The organism is Actibacterium sp. D185-2, from assembly GCF_054954595.1.
Window position 1 is genome coordinate 78,334 of sequence record NZ_JBPWNX010000001.1, and the last position, 15,995, is coordinate 94,328.

The following is a 15,995-nucleotide window of genomic DNA, read 5'->3' on the forward strand; positions in this document are numbered from 1 at the left end:
CTGGGTCAAGGCGTCAGCCCGTCCACCCCGCGATGATATCGACCGCCTCCTGCGCGGTTTCGACATATTGGAACAAGGCCAGATCATCCTCGGAAATGGTGCCGGCCCTGGCCAGGGCTTTCCAGTTGATGACTTCTTCCCAGAACTCCTGACCGAACAGCAGGAACGGCACCGGCTTCATCCGCTTGGTCTGAATCAGGGTCAGCGCCTCGAACATTTCGTCCATGGTACCAAACCCGCCGGGAAAGATCGCCAGCGCGTTGGCGCGCATCAGGAAATGCATCTTTCGGATGCCGAAATAGTGGAAATTGAAGCACAGCTCGGGCGTGATATAGGAATTCGGCTTCTGTTCGTGCGGCAAAACGATGTTCAGCCCGATGGATTTGCCGCCCGCATCCGCCGCGCCGCGATTGCCCGCCTCCATCACGCCGGGGCCGCCACCGGTGATGATGACGTTTTCCAGCCCGCCGTTCCGGACGCTTTTCAACGTCATCAGCCGGGAAAATTCGCGCGCCTCGTCATAGTATTTCGACAACTCGGCCAGGGCCGGACTGCGTGCGGTGTGTTTCTGCGCGGGCTCGGGAATACGGGCGCCGCCGAACAGCACGATCGTGCTGATGATCCCGGCCTCGGCCATCAAAAGATCGGGCTTCAGCAGTTCCAGCTGCAACCGCACACCGCGCAATTCGTCACGCAGCATGAAATCATCGTCGGTAAAGGCAAGCTGATAAGCCGGGGAAAGTGTTTGTGGGGTCGCCGGAATTTCGCGGATCTGCTCGACATCTTCATGGGCGTCCGGGAATACCCTTTTATGCTCTTCCGTCATGGGGCATCCTTTTCAGCTGATCCGATCCGTTGCGTATGCGTCCTTCTGCGTCTATAGCCTCGGTCCCAACGAGGCCAGACACGTTTTGAGGAAACCACCATGTCCAACGCTCTGCTTGAAGCCACGATCGAATCCGCCTGGGAGGCACGCGACACCATCACCCCCGCGACCACCGGCGAAACCCGCGAGGCGATCGAAACCACGCTGGACGCGCTGGACAATGGCACGCTGCGGGTGGCCGAAAAGCAGGCCGATGGGTCGTGGCACGTCAACCAGTGGACCAAAAAGGCGGTGCTGCTGGGGTTCCGGCTGAAGGACATGGAACAGCAGGATGGCGGCCCGCAGGGCAGCGCCTGGTGGGACAAGGTGGACAGCAAGTTCAAGGGCTGGGGCGACAATCAGTGGCGTGCCGCGGGGTTCCGCGCGGTGCCCAACTGCATCGTCCGCAAATCGGCCTTCATCGCGCCGGGCGTGGTGCTGATGCCGTCCTTCGTTAACCTGGGCGCCTATGTGGACGAAGGCACGATGGTGGACACCTGGGCCACGGTCGGATCCTGCGCGCAGATCGGCAAGGGCGTGCATCTGTCTGGCGGCGTCGGCATCGGCGGCGTGCTGGAACCGATGCAGGCCGGCCCCACGATCATCGAGGACAACTGTTTCATCGGTGCCCGCTCCGAAGTGGTCGAGGGCGTGATCGTGCGCGAGGGTTCGGTGCTGGGCATGGGCGTGTTCATCGGCCAGTCGACCAAGATCGTGGACCGCGAGACAGGCGAAGTGATGTATGGCGAGGTGCCGCCCTATTCGGTGGTCGTGTCCGGGTCGATGCCGTCGAAGAACGGTGTGAACCTTTATTGCGCGGTGATCGTGAAACGGGTGGATGAAAAGACCCGCTCGAAGACCGGAATCAACGAGTTGCTGCGCGACTGACGCGCTGGGGAACCTGAGTGGCCTTTCATGCATTGAAAGGCGCCACTCAGGAGTTTCCCCCATGCAAGATCCGATCGTACCATTCGATCTCGCCCGGATGTTTCTGGGCGATGCGCCGCCTTTGTTTTTCCTCGAAATCCTGTTCCGAACGCTCATCGTCTATTTCTACACCCTGATCCTGCTGCGCTGGATCGGCGGGCGCAGCGTGGCCCAGCTGTCGATGGTGGAGTTCCTGCTGGTCATCGCGCTTGGCTCTGCGGTGGGGGATGCGCCTTTCTATCCCGAGGTGCCATTGCTTCATGCGCTGACCGTCATCACGGTCGTCGTTCTGATCAACAAGATCATCGACCAGGCGATCATCCGTTTCACGCCGGCCAAGCAGCTTCTTGACGGCGGACCGGTGCAGATCGTTCAATCTGGCCGTGTCCTGCATCGCGAAACCGGCCGCTTCGACATGGGCGCGGCCGAGGTGTTCTCAGTTCTGCGGCGCGAGGGTGTGCGCAACCTGGGCGAGGTCGAGGCCGCCTATTTCGAACCCGGCGGGCGGCTCAGCATCTTTCGATACGATCAGCCGCGGCCCGGCCTTCGGATCGTTCCGCCGATGGAACTGTCACCGCCTGCCCGGCTGCCCCGCCCACAGGCCGCCGAATGCGCCTGTTGCGCGAATTGCGGGGCGGTCTGCGCGGGGCCGGACCTGGCCCCCAATCTGCATTGCCCCCATTGCGGGCACGATATCTGGTGTGAACCGAAACAGCCGGGCCGCTAAGGGGGTTGCGCAGATCGCGCGGGGATGCGAACGGAACGCCAAAGCAAGGAGCCATCGCAATGGAAAAACCCAAACGTCCGCAGCAGGTCTTTACCCTGGTGGTGCAGGTCGGCCGCAAGGATGGCGACGGCCTGCCCGAGGGCGCGACCGGGGCGGCGCTGATGTGCTTTGCCAGCGGTGTGGATGAAGCAGAGGCCGTGCGCGAAACCGTCGCCGTGCTGAAACAGGCCGATCTGGCGCCGCTGGATGTGACCGGCTATGGCACCGCCGCGGAACGCCGCGCCCAAGGTCATGAGATCGAGCCGGAAGAGGAAGAATTGATGGCGCGCGCGCTGGCCGAAAACTCGGTCATCGTGGCGCAGTTCACCCCCTTTTTCGAGGGCGAGGAGCACGGCGAAAGCGACGCGCCCGACTGACGGCGGGGATGCGCACCGCCGCGCGCATCCCCCTGTGCTCAGAAATCCAGGTTCGCCACGCTCAGCGCGTTGGTCTGGATGAATTCACGGCGGGGTTCGACCACATCGCCCATCAGCTTGGTGAAGATGTCATCGGCATCGGCCAGATCCTCGACCCGGACCTGCAACAGCGTGCGCGCCTCGGGGTCCAGCGTGGTTTCCCACAGCTGACCGGGGTTCATTTCGCCCAGACCCTTGTAGCGTTGCAGCGACAGACCCTTTTCGCCCTCGCTCAGGATCGCATCCAACAGTTCGGTCGGCCCATGGATCAGCTGCTCGCGGTCCTTGCGGACCAGACTGGCGGGATCGGCGTAGTGATCGCGCGTGGGTTTGGAAACCTCGGACAGGCGCCGCGCCTCGCCCGAGCGCAGCACCGCACCGTCGAGCGAGCGAACCTCTTCGACCCCGCGCAACACGCGGGTCAGGCGGATACCGTGATCCTGGGTGATGCGGCCCAGCCAGCCGCGCTCGTATTCCACCGCCACAAGATCAAGGCGCTTGGCCACCGTATCGGCGACCTGTTGCAGGTCGCTGTCGGCGCGGCCCGGATCGAAGGCCCCCGCCAGTGCAGCCTGTTCCAGAATGTGGCGCGGATAATGGGTCGGGAATGCCTCCAGCACACGGCGGAAGGCGCGCGCGCCCTCGACCACGCGGGCCAGATCGGCCCCGGCGATTTCCTCGCCATTGGCAAGGCGCAGCACCGCACCCTCGACCCCCATCTGGACCAGATAATCCTCTAGCGCGGCCTGATCCTTCAGGTACACCTCGGACCGGCCACGGCTGACCTTATAAAGCGGCGGCTGCGCGATATAGAGGTATCCCCCCTCGATCAGTTCCGGCATTTGCCGGAAGAAGAAGGTCAGCAACAGGGTGCGGATATGCGCGCCGTCCACGTCGGCATCGGTCATGATGACGATCTTGTGGTAGCGCAGCTTTTTGATGTTGAATTCGTCACGGCCGATGCCGGTGCCGAGCGCGGTGATCAGGGTCCCGATCTCCTGGCTGCTCAGCATCCGGTCAAAGCGTGCGCGTTCCACGTTCAGGATCTTACCGCGCAGGGGCAGAACCGCCTGATTGTTGCGCGACCGGCCCTGTTTGGCCGAACCGCCGGCGCTGTCGCCCTCGACCAGGAACAGTTCGGACAGGGCGGGATCCTTTTCCTGGCAATCGGCCAGCTTGCCGGGCAGGCTGGCCACGTCCATCGCCGTCTTGCGCCGGGTCAGTTCACGCGCCTTGCGGGCGGCCTCGCGGGCCAGCGCGGCCTCTACGATCTTGCCGACGATCTGGCGCGCCTGGGTCGGGTTTTCCTCGAACCATTCGGCCAGCTTTTCGTTCACCAGTCCCTCGACCGCGGGCCGCACTTCAGAACTGACCAGCTTGTCCTTGGTCTGACTGCTGAACTTGGGATCGGGCACCTTGACCGACAGAACGCAGGTCAACCCCTCGCGCGCGTCATCGCCGGTGAAGTTGACCTTTTCCTTCTTGGCGATACCGCTGGTCTGGGCGTAATTGTTGATCGTCCGGGTCAGCGCGCCGCGAAAGCCCGCCAGATGGGTGCCGCCGTCGCGCTGCGGGATGTTGTTGGTGAAGGGCAACACGTTTTCATGGTAGCTGTCGTTCCACCACATCGCGACCTCGACGCCGATACCGTCTTTTTCGCCGGTCATGAAGATCGGATCGGGCATGACCGGGGTCTTGGACCGGTCCAGATAGCGGACGAATTCCTGCACGCCGCCCTCATAGAACAGCTCGGTTTTCAACGGCTCGACCGGGCGCTCATCCTCCAGAATGATCCGCACGCCCGAGTTCAGGAAGGCCAGCTCGCGCAGGCGATGCTCCAGCGTCTTGAACACGAAATCACGGTTCGAGAATGTATCGAGCGATGCAAGAAAGCGCACCTCGGTGCCCTTGCGGCCATTGGCATCGCCGACCACCCGCAGGTGTTCTACCGTATCGCCATGCTCGAACCGGGCGAAATGCTCCTTGCCGTCGCGCCAGACCCGCAGCTCCAGCCAGTCCGACAGCGCGTTCACAACCGAAACGCCGACCCCGTGCAGACCGCCCGAGACCTTATAGGAATTGCTGTCGAATTTTCCGCCCGCATGCAGCTGGGTCATGATGACCTCAGCCGCCGAGACGCCCTCTTCCTCGTGGATGCCGACGGGAATGCCGCGCCCGTTGTCGCTGACCGAGACGCTGCCGTCGGCGTAGATTTTCACGTTCACCGCGTCGGCGTGACCGGCCAGCGCCTCGTCGATACCGTTATCGACGACCTCATACACCATATGGTGCAGGCCAGAGCCATCGTCCGTGTCCCCGATATACATGCCGGGGCGTTTGCGAACTGCCTCCAAGCCTTTGAGAACTTTGATAGATTCTGCGCCGTATTCTTCGGTCGCGGGGGCGTTTTCGGCCATGCAAGCCTTCCTTCGTATTTTTGTCATCTTATACGAAATTCTGGGGGGGATGTCACGCACGACACACAAGATTTGGTGTCAGGTGAAGGGAATCACCAACCCCACCAGAATCAACAAACAGCCTGCCGTGATATTGGTGCGTCTCAGTGCCCGGGACGAGGTCAGAACGCGCCGGGCGCGGTCCACGAACAGGGCGAACATCAGGTTCCCCAACAAGGGAACGACCATCGAAATCGCGACAATTGCGGCCATGTCCGGGCCTGTCACCCGCGTCAGGTCGAAGAAGCCCGGCAACACCCCCATGTAGAACAGGATCGCCTTGGGGTTGCCCAGAATAACCGCCACCCCGGCCGCGAAACCCGCCCACATGCCGGGGCGGGTCAGGCGGCTGTCGCTGGCGATGGACTTGTCCGCGTGGCGGATCAAAAGCACCCCCATCACCAGAAAGATCGCCGCCGCCGCCATACGCAGCACCGCCATGAACCCATCGAAAACCGAAACGACCCAACTGACGCCAAGTATCGCCAGAAGCGGCCAAAGCGCATCGCCGATCACCACGCCCAGCGCCAGTGGCCAGGCGGCGCGAAACCCGCCCGACAGCGCCCGCGCCGTCAGCGCCATCCAGACCGGACCGGGGGTGAAGAACATGATCACCATCGCGCCCGCATAAAGCAGCAGATCGGTGTTGGATATGCTCATGGCGCGGTGGGCAGGGTCAGGCTGCCATCGTCATTCAGGGGCCAGAACGGATTATGGGCCAGTTCCCACACATGGCCGTCGGGATCGGCGAAATAGCCGGAATAGCCACCCCAGAAGACCTTTTCCGGCGCCTTCAATGCCGTCGCCCCGGCGGCCAGCGCCGTGGCAAAGGCCGCGTCCACCTCATCCGCGCTGGCAAAGTTCTGCGCCAGCGTCACCGCGCCCGTCCCCAGTAGGGCATCGGGGCGGCCCTGATCGGCGGCCAGCGCGGCGCGGCCGAAAAGTCCCAGCACCATGCCGTTGATCTGATAGAATACCACACCTTCCTGGGCCTGCGTGGGCTGCCAGCCAAGGGCCGCATAAAATGCCTTCGCGCGGGTCAGGTCGTCTACGCCAAGGGTGATCAGGGTCACGCGCTGCGGGGTCATGGTGCTGACCTTTCCTCTATCCGGCTGATGCCGTCATGGTCGGTTACCTCGAAATACTGCGCGCGATCGCCCAGCGTGTCGAACAGTTCCGCGCCGGTGCCGGTCATGAACGCCTGGGCGCCCAGCGCGCATATCTCGTCATACAGCGCAGCGCGGCGGGTGGCGTCCAGATGCGCGGCGACCTCATCCAGCAGCAACAGGGGCGGTGCGCCGAAATCCTGCGCCAGCGCGCGGCCATTGGCCAGGATCAGCGAAATCAGCAGCGCCTTCTGCTCGCCCGTGGAACACTGGCGCGCGGGCACGCCTTTGGCGGCAAAGACCGCGTCCAGATCGGCGCGGTGCGGCCCGGCCAGGGTGCGCCCGGCATTCAGATCGCGCGCGCGGCCCCCGGCAAACTCTGCCGCCAGCCCTTGTTCGGTGTCGGGGATCATGCGTCCCTCGGGGCCCGCAAGGGTTAGATGCGCGGTGGGAAACGCGGTCTGCGCACCTTCCTGCGCGACCGCGATCCGGTCCAGCGCCGACAGCCGGTTGCGCTGGATGAGCGCGCCGGCCCTGGCCATCTGCGCCTCCAGCGCGCCGTACCACGTCGCGTCCCGCTGCTGATCCTTCAACAGCCGGTTGCGTTCGCGCATCGCCTTTTCATAGGTCAGCGTCACCTCGCCATGGCTCGGCTCGAAGCTCAGGGTCATCCGGTCCAGAAACCGCCGCCGCCCTTCGGCCCCTTCGATCCACAGCCGGTCCATCGCGGGCACCAGCCACAGAACCCGCGCGATCCGCCCCAGCGCGACCTGCGCCGCCGATTTGCCATCAATCCGAACCGTGCGGGGGGCGCCGCCTTCGGCCCAGGTCTCGACCTCGTGCACCTGATGCAAGCTGCGCAGCAGGCCGGACACTTTCCAGCCCAGCGCCTCGGGCCTGCGGGCGATCTCTTCCGCCCCGGCCCGGCGCAGCCCGCGCCCCGGCGAAAGCAGCGAAATCGCCTCCAGGATATTGGTCTTGCCCGCGCCATTCGGCCCGTAAACCGCCACCGGGCGGCCATCCAGATCCAGCCGCACCGATTTATGCGAGCGGAAATGCGAAAGGCTCAGTTCTGACAAGCACAGGCCAGCCATGTGCGGCCCTTCTTTTTCGCGCAAATATCCCCGCCGGAGGCAAGAAAGTTAAACGCGCATCGGCATGACGACATAAACCGCCGAGGTATCGTTGCCCTCGCGCATCAGGGTCGGATCCCCGGCAGAGTTGAACAGGAACACCGCATTCTCGCGATCCACCTGGCTGGCGATCTCCAGCAGGTATTTCGCGTTGAACCCGATCTCCAGCCGCTCGTCGCCATAGGCCACGGCCAGCTCTTCCTCGGCAGCGCCCGCGTCGGGGGCGTTGACCGACAAGATCAGCCGGTCCTCGTCCAGCGCCAGCTTTACCGCGCGCGACCGTTCCGACGACACGGTGGCCACGCGGTCCACCGCCTTGGCGAATTCGGCGGCGTCCACCTCCATCTTGCGGGTGTTGCCCTGCGGAATGACGCGGGTGTAATCGGGGAAGGTGCCGTCGATCACTTTTGAGGTCAGGGTGATTTCGGGCGTGGCGAAACGCACCTTGGTCTCCGACACCGACACCGCGATGGTCACATCGTCATCGTCCAGCAGCTTGCGCATCTCGCCCACGGTCTTGCGCGGCACGATCACGCCGGGCATGGTTTCCGCGCCCTCGGGCAGCGGTGCGTCGATGCGGGCCAGACGGTGGCCATCGGTCGCCACGCAGCGCAGCACCTTGCCGCCGTCGCCATCTGCCACGTGCATGTAAACGCCGTTCAGGTAATAGCGCGTCTCTTCGGTCGAGATCGCGAATTTCGACTTGTCGAACAGCCGCCGCAGCACCGGCGCGGGCACCGAAAAGTTGCAACTGTATTCCGACGAGGCCATGACTGGGAAATCTTCCCGCGGCAGCGTTGCCAGCGAAAAGTTCGAGCGCCCGGCCTCGACCGTCAAGCGGCCGGATGTGCCATCGTCGCCGAGGCTGACCAAGGCGCCGTCAGGCAGTTTGCGCACGATTTCATGCAAGGTGACGGCCGATACGGTGGTGGCACCGGCGCGTTCGACCTGGGCCACGGCCTTGTCGACCACTTCGATGTCCAGATCGGTGGCCCGGAAACTGACCGATCCGCCCTCGGCCTCGATCAGAACATTGGCGAGGATCGGGATCGTGTTGCGCCGCTCAACAACCGATTGCGCCTGGCCGACCGCCTTCAGAAGCGTCCCGCGTTCGATGCTGAATTTCATACCCTCGCTCCTCATGATGCCGGGGGGCCGAAACTAACTGTTTCCCCCTGCGGCTCAAGCATTTTTTGATTTGTCGGATGGTTTAACGGGGGCGTCAAGGGCGCAACGCCCCCGTTAAGGGCGTTATGCCTCCAGCATGCGGCGCAGAAGCTCCAGATCCTCGGCGATCTGGTTGTCCGTCGCGCGCAACTCGTCGATGCGTTTGACCGCGTGCATCACGGTGGTGTGGTCGCGCCCGCCAAAGCGGCGGCCGATCTCGGGCAGGCTGCGCGAGGTCAGATGCTTGGACAGATACATCGCGATCTGGCGCGGCCGGGCGATGGTGCGGTTGCGCTTGGGGCCGATCAGATCCGACAGGCGGATATTGAAATGCTCGCCCACGCGGCGCTGGATTTCCTCGATCGTCACCTTGCGGTCCGAGGCACGCAGAATATCGGCTAGGCAATCCTGGGTCAGATCCAGCGTGATCTCGCGCCCGACCAGCGACGCAAAAGCAAAGAGCCGGGTCAGCGCGCCTTCGAGTACCCGCACATTGGTCGAAATCCGATGCGCCAGGAATTCCAGGACCCCGTCCGAAATGGTCAGACCGGGATATTGCAGCCGGTAAAGCTCGACCTTCTGCTGCAGGATTCCAAGCCGCAGCTCGTAATCGGTAGGGTGCAGGTCGACCACCAGACCGCATTGCAGGCGCGATTTGATCCGGTCCTCCAGATCCTTGATCTCGCCCGGGGCGCGGTCGGCGGAAATGATGATCTGCTTGTTCTGATCCACCAGCGCGTTGAAGGTGTGAAAGAACTCTTCCTGGGTGCTGTCCTTGCCGGCGATGAACTGAACATCGTCCACCATCAGCACATCGACAGAGCGGAACAATTCCTTGAAACCCATCGTGTCCCGTTCGCGCAGGGCCTGCACGAAGCGGTACATGAATTGCTCGGCCGACAGATACACAACCCGCAAATGCGGCGAACGGGTGCGCAGTTCGTGCGCGATGGCGTGCATCAGGTGGGTCTTGCCCAGACCGACGCCGCCATACAGGAACAGCGGGTTGAAGGTGACCGGGCCGCCTTCGCCCACGCGGCGCGCGGCGGCATGGGCCAGTTCGTTCGGCTTGCCCACCACGAAGCTGTCAAAGGTAAACCGCGCGTCGATCGGGGCGCCCAGCAGCCCGCCATCCGGGCGCAGACCCGCCGCAGCCACGGCGTGCTTTGCCGTATCGGCAACTGCGGCTGGGGCCGCGGCTTTCTGGGCCACCACGTTGAATTCCAGCCGCTCCACCGCTTCGCCGTTGCGGGTCAGCAGGCGCATGATCTCGTCGCCGAAATTGCGGGCCACCCAATCCCCGACAAAACTGGTCGGCGCGTTGAAATGGGCCACGCCGTTCTGCATCTCGCGGAACTTCAGCGGCTTGATCCACGTGACGAAGTTATTTTCGCCGATCGTCTTCTGAATGTCTTTGCATACCGCGCCCCATTTTTCATTTGTCATTGTCGTGCCCGCTCCAGCAGCCGTCCCCATATCCCCGCAACAGCCGCGCCCCTGTCGGACTGCGTGCCACCGCGTGCGATGTCACATGTTGGAACAGCAGAGGCATGCGCCTGGCGCGAACCGGCCAGACACCCCCGAACCGCGCGCAGCGCGCGGCTTCCGCTCAGAAGACAGTACCGAACAGGGGCAGGCCCTGTTTGGCGCCTGCCTTACCTATCCGCTTCTTCGCGGCCTATATGGACATGCCAGGCCGTTGCCGCACGGATCGAACTCCGCAAAGCATTCCCGCGGACAAAGAGGTCATGCAAAGCCCCACCTTGCATCCTGCCTCGATACCCATGAGCCCACCCACTTTTTTCAGCGAAAGCCGTCAGTGATGACCGGCCTGCGCCCATGCAGCGGGGTGGTGCTCATACCATGTCCCCCCAAGACGATGTGAATCGCAACTCCCAAGCTAGCAAGGCCGAGGAAGCCCCCGCAACTGATCTTCGCGCTTGACTTGAGGGTTTATCAGAACGAATCCGAAAACCTGTTTCAGAGATGTGGGAATGCACGAATTTCTGAAACAATGCCTGAAACACGAAAAAGGGCACAGCCTGCGGCCGCGCCCTTTAACCATAAGTCGAGTGTCGCGTGTTACGCGCCCAGGGCCTTGACCCGGGACGACAGACGCGAAATTTTACGTGCAACGGTGTTCTTGTGCAGAACGCCTTTGGTCACACCGCGCATCAGTTCCGGCTGGGCGTCGCGCAGAGCGCTTGCCGCAACGGCCTGATCGCCCGACGCGATTGCCTCTTCCACTTTACGCAGGAAGGTGCGGATGCGCGACCGGCGCGCCTTGTTGACGGCGAAGTTGCGCTCGTTCTGGCGGGCGCGCTTTTTTGCTTGAGGCGAATTAGCCATATGTTCGAGTTCCCGCTTTTGGGTTCGCATGAAATCTGAAGCCGCGTCTTTACGGGCGACTCGGCCGCAAGTCAACGGGTATGTAACAGATTTCCCCGATCACTTGTCACGAAACTGCGGTTCGCGCTTTTCCAGAAAGGCCGCCATGCCCTCTTTCTGGTCCTCGGTGGCGAACAGCGCATGGAACAGGCGGCGCTCGAACAGCACACCCTCGCGCAGGGTCGTTTCATAGCTGCGGTCCACCGCCTCTTTGACGGCCATCACCGTCAGGGTGGATTTTTCGGCAATCTTCTGGGCGGCGGCCATTGCCTCTTCGATCAGTGCCTTGGCGGGCACCACGCGGCTGACCAGCCCGCTGCGCTCAGCCTCGTCGGCATCCATGAAGCGGCCGGTAAGATGCATCTCCATCGATTTGGACTTGCCCACGAACCGGGTCAGGCGCTGGGTGCCGCCGATCCCGGCAACGACGCCCAGATTGATTTCAGGCTGGCCGAATTTGGCGGTGTCGGCGGCGATGATGAAATCGCAGATCATCGCCAACTCGCAGCCTCCGCCCAGCGCATAGCCGGCAACGGCGGCGATGATCGGCTTGCGACAGCGCAGAATCGCCTCGGTTTCCGGGGTGATCATGTCGCTGGCAAACACATCGACAAAGCTTTTCTCGCTCATCTCCTTGATGTCGACCCCGGCGGCAAACGCCTTGTCCGAACCGGTCAGGACGATGCAGCGCACCTTGTCATTGGCACCGGCCTGGGTCACCGCATCGGCCAGTTCTGTCAGCATCTCGCTGTTCAGCGCATTCAGGGCATCGGGGCGGTTGAGCCTGATCAGGGCGACGTGGTCTTCGACTTCGACGATCAGCGTTTTATAGGCCATGCGCGGCGCGTCTCCGTTGATGTACAAAACCGATTCCTTAGCAGTCTGATGCAAGGGTTCAAGTTATCTTTGGCATTGCGCGCAATAGAAAGTGGACCGCCCCGATTGAACGATTCGGGCGATTTCACCGCCACAGCCGGGGGTTGGACAAGGCTGCCCCGCGCGGCCATAGGCGCGGAACGTATGTTGGAAATAGCCCAGCTCGCCGTCGGTCTGGCGATGGTCGCGCAAGCTGGAACCGCCCGCGGCGATCGCCTCGGTCAGGACATCGCGGATCACCGGCACCAGCGCCGCCACCCGCGCGGGCGCGATCTGGCCGGCCTTGCGCCGGGGCGAAATCCCCGCGCGGTGCAGCGCCTCGCACACATAGATATTGCCCAGCCCCGCCACGATTCGCTGATCCAGCAGCGCCGCCTTGATCGGCGTGTTGCGGGCTTTCAGGCGGTCGACCAGATAGTCCCCGTTGAACGCATTGCCCAGCGGCTCGGGCCCCAGCCCGGCCAGCAGCTTGTGCGCCTGCACATCGCGGGTCGGGCACAAATCCATCGCGCCGAACCGGCGGGCATCGTTGAAGGTGACCCGCGCGCCGTTTTCCATGTCCAGCACTACATGGTCGTGCTTTTCCGGCGCGGGGTGGTCGTGGTGGAACCGGCCCAGCGGATCGCCCGACACCAGCATCCGCCCCGACATGCCCAGGTGGATGATCAGCGTCTCGCCGGTGTCCAGATCGGCCAGAATGTATTTCGAGCGCCGCCCCAGCCGCAGCACCCGCGCCCCGGTCAGCCGCTCGGCCATGCGCGGCGGGAAGGGCCAGCGCAGATCGGGGCGCTTCACCTGCGCGCGGGTGATGATCTGCCCGTCCATGCTGGGGGCCAGCCCGTGGCGGACGGTTTCGACCTCTGGCAGTTCGGGCATATGGCTGTTCCTCGGATGGGTGCGCATTGTAACGCCCGGCGGGCGCTCTATAAGGAGGGGGAGTTTTCAGCGACGGCAAGAGCGATGACCGACAAAACCACCCATTTCGGATTTCAGACCGTCCCCGAGGACGAAAAAGCGGGAATGGTGCACGGCGTCTTTACCAATGTCGCGTCACGCTATGACGTGATGAACGATCTGATGTCGATGGGCATCCACCGCGTCTGGAAGGACGCGATGATGGATTGGCTGGCCCCGCGCGCCGGACAGCGGCTGCTGGATGTGGCGGGGGGCACCGGCGATATTTCGTTCCGGTTCCTGCGGCGCGCGCCGGGGGCCTCGGCCGTGGTGCTGGACATGACGGAATCGATGCTGGTCGCCGGGCGCCAGCGCGCCGAGGCCGGGCAGATGGCCGACAGCTTGGGCTGGGTCACCGGCGACGCGATGGCCCTGCCCTTCGCCGATAACAGCTTTGACGTCTACACGATCAGCTTTGGCATCCGGAATGTCACCCGCATCGCCGACGCCCTGTCAGAGGCATACCGCGTGCTGCGCCCCGGCGGACGGCTGATGGTGCTGGAATTCAGCCAGTTGCCCAATCCCGCGATGCAATGGGCCTATGACCGCTATTCGTTCAACGTGATCCCGGCGATGGGCAAGATCGTGGCGAATGACCGCGACAGCTATCAGTATCTGGTGGAATCGATCCGCAAGTTTCCCGATCAGGAAACCTTCGCGGGCATGATCCGCGCCGCCGGGTTCGGGAATGTGAAATACCGCAACCTGTCGATGGGCGTGGCGGCGCTGCATTCGGGATGGAAGCTGTAACTTGCGCGGACCTCACAATATCTGGCGGCTGATCCGCACCGGCGCCACCCTGGAACGCACCGGCGCCATGGGCGTGGTGCTGGACGCGCTGGATGCCCAACCCGCGCTGCGCATCTTTTCGCGTGTTGTGGCGTGGCCGTTTGCCTGGCTAGGCTACAAGGGCGACCCGGCGCTGCCCCCGGCCACCCGCGCACTGACCGCACTTGGCCCGGCCTATATCAAGTTCGGCCAGATCCTGTCGACCCGGCCCGATGTCGTTGGCCACGAACTGGCCGTGCAACTGCGCGTGTTGCAAGACAAGCTGCCGCCCTTTCCGGTCGAGATCGCCAAACAGGTGATCGAGGCAGAGTTGGGCCGCCCGGTGGACGAGATGTTTTCCGAGTTCAGCGCGCCCGTGGCCGCCGCGTCGATCGCACAGGTGCACCGGGCGCGGGTGGCGGCAACCGGCCATGAAGTGGCCGTGAAAGTGCTGCGCCCGAAGATCGAGAAGGCGTTCCAGACTGATATCGACGCCTTCTATCTTGCCGCGGCCTTTATCGAGTGGCTCTCGCCCTCCTCGCGCCGGTTGCGCCCCCGCGACGTGATCGAACATTTCGAAGGCGTGGTGACGGGTGAGCTGGATCTGCGGCTGGAAGCCTCGGCCGCGTCCGAGTTTCAGGCCAACACCGTGGGCGACGCGGGTTTTTTCGTACCGAAAACCCATTGGTCCCTGTCAGGCCGGCGGGTGATGACGCTGGACTGGGCCGAAGGCGTGCCGCTGGGCGACAATGAAGCGATCGACGCCGCCGGCCATGACCGCGCGGTGCTGGGCACGCGGGTGCTGCAACTGTTCCTGCGCCACGCCCTGCGCGACGGCTATTTCCATGCCGACATGCATCAGGGCAACCTGAAGGTCGGCGCGAACGGCGATATCCTGTGCTACGATTTCGGGATCATGGGGCGGATCGACGAATATACCCGCCGCGTCTATGCCGAAATCATATTCGGCTTTATCCGTCAGGATTACCGCCGCGTCGCCGAGGTGCATTTCGAGGCCGGATATGTGCCCGCCGACCGCGATATCGACGAATTCGCCCGCGCTCTGCGTGCGGTGGGCGATCCGATTTTCGGGATGGATGCCTCGCATATCTCGATGGGGCGGCTGCTGAACTATCTGTTCGAGGTGACCGAACGGTTCGGGATGCAGACCCGGACCGAGCTGATCTTGCTGCAACGCACCATGGTGGTGGTCGAGGGCGTGGCCCGCTCGCTCAGCCCGCATATCAATATATGGGAGGTCGCCCATCCGGTGGTCGAGGGGTATATCCGCGAGAATATCGGCCCCAAGGCCCTTGCGCGTGATCTGGCGCTGACCGCCCGGGTGCTGGCGCGGTTCGGCCCCAAGCTTCCGCAACTGGCCGAAGATATGCTGCTACGTCAAAGTGCCCCGCCCGCTGACCCGCCCCGCCCGCCCGCGGCGCATCCCGCGCTGTGGATGCTCGCGGGGGCGGCGGCGTTGGGCGCGGGCGTGCTGATCGGGGCGTTCCTCTAGCCGGGGTCGCGCAATGCGGTCACCGCGCCGGTCGAGACTTCGGTGCCGCCCGCCAGAACCAGCATCGTTATGCCATTGGTCAGGCGCACCTCTGTCACCGGGGCATATGTCTCTGCGCTGCTGCGGTTGAGGAATTCGCCGTTGGCGTAACTATCCACGGCAAAGCTATAGACCCCGTCGGCCAGCGGCACGCCGTCATCGCCCAGCCCGGTCCAGACATAAGGCGCGGCGGTGGTGCCGATCTCCAGCCGCTGCACTTCGGTGCCATTGGCATCGGTGACGACAAGCTGGGCGCTGTCGGCCAGGGTATCGGGATTCGGCAGGATGGTGATGGGGTCGCCGCGATAGGCGACGGGGGCCGCGACGCGGGCCTCCATCCCCACCCATGTGGCGAATTGGGCCATATTCGATGTACCCATCTGTGTACCCAGATCGGCCAGAAGCTCATTGCTCAGAACCTGCTGTTCGACCCCCGAAAAAGTGGCCAGCTGCACCGAAAGATCGGTGGAATCCATCGGGTTGAGCGGATCCTGATGCTTCATCTGCGTGGTCAGCATCGTCAGGAAAGTCTCGAAATCGGAATTGATGACGCCCGTACTGCTGTCAGTGGTCTGCGGGGCGGTGGCCGGCGTGGTGCCTGTTGCGGCAACGTCCATCGGT

At 63.6% G+C, this 15,995-nt stretch carries 16 protein-coding genes; 5 read left to right on the forward strand and 11 right to left on the reverse strand.

Annotated elements, in window-relative coordinates:
• Window positions 1-13: 13 nt before the first annotated feature.
• Window positions 14-826: an LOG family protein gene (locus tag ACSR1C_RS00435; RefSeq protein WP_460257350.1), complete on the reverse strand. Its 813-nt coding sequence runs from the start codon at window positions 824-826 to the stop codon at window positions 14-16.
• Between the two features lie 99 nt (window positions 827-925).
• Here ACSR1C_RS00435 and dapD point away from each other — a divergent pair, with 99 nt between their 5' ends.
• From dapD to ACSR1C_RS00450, 3 genes are all read left to right on the forward strand, one after another.
• Window positions 926-1,753, forward strand: a complete 828-nt coding sequence (dapD, locus tag ACSR1C_RS00440; RefSeq protein ID WP_460257351.1) for a 2,3,4,5-tetrahydropyridine-2,6-dicarboxylate N-succinyltransferase — start codon at window positions 926-928, stop codon at window positions 1,751-1,753.
• A 61-nt stretch (window positions 1,754-1,814) separates the two neighbouring features.
• Window positions 1,815-2,519 (forward strand): DUF421 domain-containing protein, encoded by a 705-nt coding sequence (locus ACSR1C_RS00445; RefSeq protein ID WP_460257352.1) that lies wholly within the window; start codon window positions 1,815-1,817, stop codon window positions 2,517-2,519.
• 59 nt (window positions 2,520-2,578) lie between these two features.
• Window positions 2,579-2,935 (forward strand): hypothetical protein, encoded by a 357-nt coding sequence (locus tag ACSR1C_RS00450; RefSeq protein ID WP_460257353.1) that lies wholly within the window; start codon window positions 2,579-2,581, stop codon window positions 2,933-2,935.
• Window positions 2,936-2,973: 38 nt separating this feature from the next.
• On the opposite strand, the gene gyrB is transcribed toward ACSR1C_RS00450, so the two are convergent.
• The 9 genes from gyrB to mutM form a co-directional block, all read right to left on the reverse strand.
• Window positions 2,974-5,391, reverse strand: coding sequence for a DNA topoisomerase (ATP-hydrolyzing) subunit B (gene gyrB, locus ACSR1C_RS00455; RefSeq protein WP_460257354.1), 2,418 nt, complete (start codon window positions 5,389-5,391; stop codon window positions 2,974-2,976).
• A gap of 78 nt (window positions 5,392-5,469) precedes the next feature.
• On the reverse strand, window positions 5,470-6,090 hold the full coding sequence (locus ACSR1C_RS00460) for a LysE family translocator (protein ID WP_460257355.1): 621 nt from the start codon (window positions 6,088-6,090) through the stop codon (window positions 5,470-5,472).
• Window positions 6,087-6,518 carry a VOC family protein gene (locus ACSR1C_RS00465; RefSeq protein WP_460257356.1) on the reverse strand — a complete coding sequence of 144 codons (432 nt, stop codon included), beginning with the start codon at window positions 6,516-6,518 and terminating at the stop codon, window positions 6,087-6,089. The genes ACSR1C_RS00460 and ACSR1C_RS00465 overlap by 4 nt, the downstream gene beginning before the upstream one ends.
• Window positions 6,515-7,630: a DNA replication/repair protein RecF gene (gene recF / locus ACSR1C_RS00470; protein ID WP_460257357.1), complete on the reverse strand. Its 1,116-nt coding sequence runs from the start codon at window positions 7,628-7,630 to the stop codon at window positions 6,515-6,517. The genes ACSR1C_RS00465 and recF overlap by 4 nt, the downstream gene beginning before the upstream one ends.
• Window positions 7,631-7,678: 48 nt before the next feature.
• Window positions 7,679-8,797 (reverse strand): DNA polymerase III subunit beta, encoded by a 1,119-nt coding sequence (dnaN, locus tag ACSR1C_RS00475; protein WP_460257358.1) that lies wholly within the window; start codon window positions 8,795-8,797, stop codon window positions 7,679-7,681.
• Between the two features lie 123 nt (window positions 8,798-8,920).
• On the reverse strand, window positions 8,921-10,282 hold the full coding sequence (dnaA, locus tag ACSR1C_RS00480) for a chromosomal replication initiator protein DnaA (RefSeq protein WP_460257359.1): 1,362 nt from the start codon (window positions 10,280-10,282) through the stop codon (window positions 8,921-8,923).
• A gap of 636 nt (window positions 10,283-10,918) precedes the next feature.
• Window positions 10,919-11,185, reverse strand: coding sequence for a 30S ribosomal protein S20 (gene rpsT / locus ACSR1C_RS00485; protein ID WP_460257360.1), 267 nt, complete (start codon window positions 11,183-11,185; stop codon window positions 10,919-10,921).
• A gap of 99 nt (window positions 11,186-11,284) precedes the next feature.
• Window positions 11,285-12,061, reverse strand: a complete 777-nt coding sequence (locus tag ACSR1C_RS00490) for an enoyl-CoA hydratase (protein ID WP_460257361.1) — start codon at window positions 12,059-12,061, stop codon at window positions 11,285-11,287.
• Between the two features lie 63 nt (window positions 12,062-12,124).
• Entirely contained in the window at window positions 12,125-12,976 is an 852-nt protein-coding gene (gene mutM, locus ACSR1C_RS00495; RefSeq protein WP_460257362.1) for a bifunctional DNA-formamidopyrimidine glycosylase/DNA-(apurinic or apyrimidinic site) lyase, read from the reverse strand.
• 84 nt (window positions 12,977-13,060) lie between these two features.
• Here mutM and ubiE point away from each other — a divergent pair, with 84 nt between their 5' ends.
• Window positions 13,061-13,804: a bifunctional demethylmenaquinone methyltransferase/2-methoxy-6-polyprenyl-1,4-benzoquinol methylase UbiE gene (gene ubiE, locus ACSR1C_RS00500; protein ID WP_460257363.1), complete on the forward strand. Its 744-nt coding sequence runs from the start codon at window positions 13,061-13,063 to the stop codon at window positions 13,802-13,804.
• A gap of 1 nt (window position 13,805) precedes the next feature.
• Window positions 13,806-15,335: a 2-polyprenylphenol 6-hydroxylase gene (ubiB, locus tag ACSR1C_RS00505; RefSeq protein WP_460257364.1), complete on the forward strand. Its 1,530-nt coding sequence runs from the start codon at window positions 13,806-13,808 to the stop codon at window positions 15,333-15,335.
• Here the strand turns inward: ubiB and ACSR1C_RS00510 are convergent.
• A complete protein-coding gene (locus ACSR1C_RS00510; protein ID WP_460257365.1) occupies window positions 15,332-15,991 on the reverse strand; it encodes a flagellar hook capping FlgD N-terminal domain-containing protein in 660 nt (219 codons plus the stop codon). The two genes, ubiB and ACSR1C_RS00510, sit on opposite strands and share 4 nt — an antisense overlap.
• Between the last annotated feature and the right edge of the window lie 4 nt (window positions 15,992-15,995).

Bases quoted from the DNA above. Each gene is read 5' to 3' on its own strand.
- ACSR1C_RS00445 (WP_460257352.1), top strand. From the start codon at position 1,815: ATGCAAGATCCGATCGTACCATTCGATCTCGCCCGGATGTTTCTGGGC.
- dapD (WP_460257351.1), top strand. From the start codon at position 926: ATGTCCAACGCTCTGCTTGAAGCCACGATCGAATCCGCCTGGGAGGCA.
- ACSR1C_RS00510 (WP_460257365.1), bottom strand. From the start codon at position 15,991: ATGGACGTTGCCGCAACAGGCACCACGCCGGCCACCGCCCCGCAGACC.
- mutM (WP_460257362.1), bottom strand. From the start codon at position 12,976: ATGCCCGAACTGCCAGAGGTCGAAACCGTCCGCCACGGGCTGGCCCCC.
- dnaA (WP_460257359.1), bottom strand. From the start codon at position 10,282: ATGACAAATGAAAAATGGGGCGCGGTATGCAAAGACATTCAGAAGACG.
- ACSR1C_RS00460 (WP_460257355.1), bottom strand. From the start codon at position 6,090: ATGAGCATATCCAACACCGATCTGCTGCTTTATGCGGGCGCGATGGTG.
- ubiE (WP_460257363.1), top strand. From the start codon at position 13,061: ATGACCGACAAAACCACCCATTTCGGATTTCAGACCGTCCCCGAGGAC.
- dnaN (WP_460257358.1), bottom strand. From the start codon at position 8,797: ATGAAATTCAGCATCGAACGCGGGACGCTTCTGAAGGCGGTCGGCCAG.
- ACSR1C_RS00465 (WP_460257356.1), bottom strand. From the start codon at position 6,518: ATGACCCCGCAGCGCGTGACCCTGATCACCCTTGGCGTAGACGACCTG.
- ACSR1C_RS00435 (WP_460257350.1), bottom strand. From the start codon at position 826: ATGACGGAAGAGCATAAAAGGGTATTCCCGGACGCCCATGAAGATGTC.
- recF (WP_460257357.1), bottom strand. From the start codon at position 7,630: ATGGCTGGCCTGTGCTTGTCAGAACTGAGCCTTTCGCATTTCCGCTCG.
- ACSR1C_RS00490 (WP_460257361.1), bottom strand. From the start codon at position 12,061: ATGGCCTATAAAACGCTGATCGTCGAAGTCGAAGACCACGTCGCCCTG.
- gyrB (WP_460257354.1), bottom strand. From the start codon at position 5,391: ATGGCCGAAAACGCCCCCGCGACCGAAGAATACGGCGCAGAATCTATC.
- ACSR1C_RS00450 (WP_460257353.1), top strand. From the start codon at position 2,579: ATGGAAAAACCCAAACGTCCGCAGCAGGTCTTTACCCTGGTGGTGCAG.
- rpsT (WP_460257360.1), bottom strand. From the start codon at position 11,185: ATGGCTAATTCGCCTCAAGCAAAAAAGCGCGCCCGCCAGAACGAGCGC.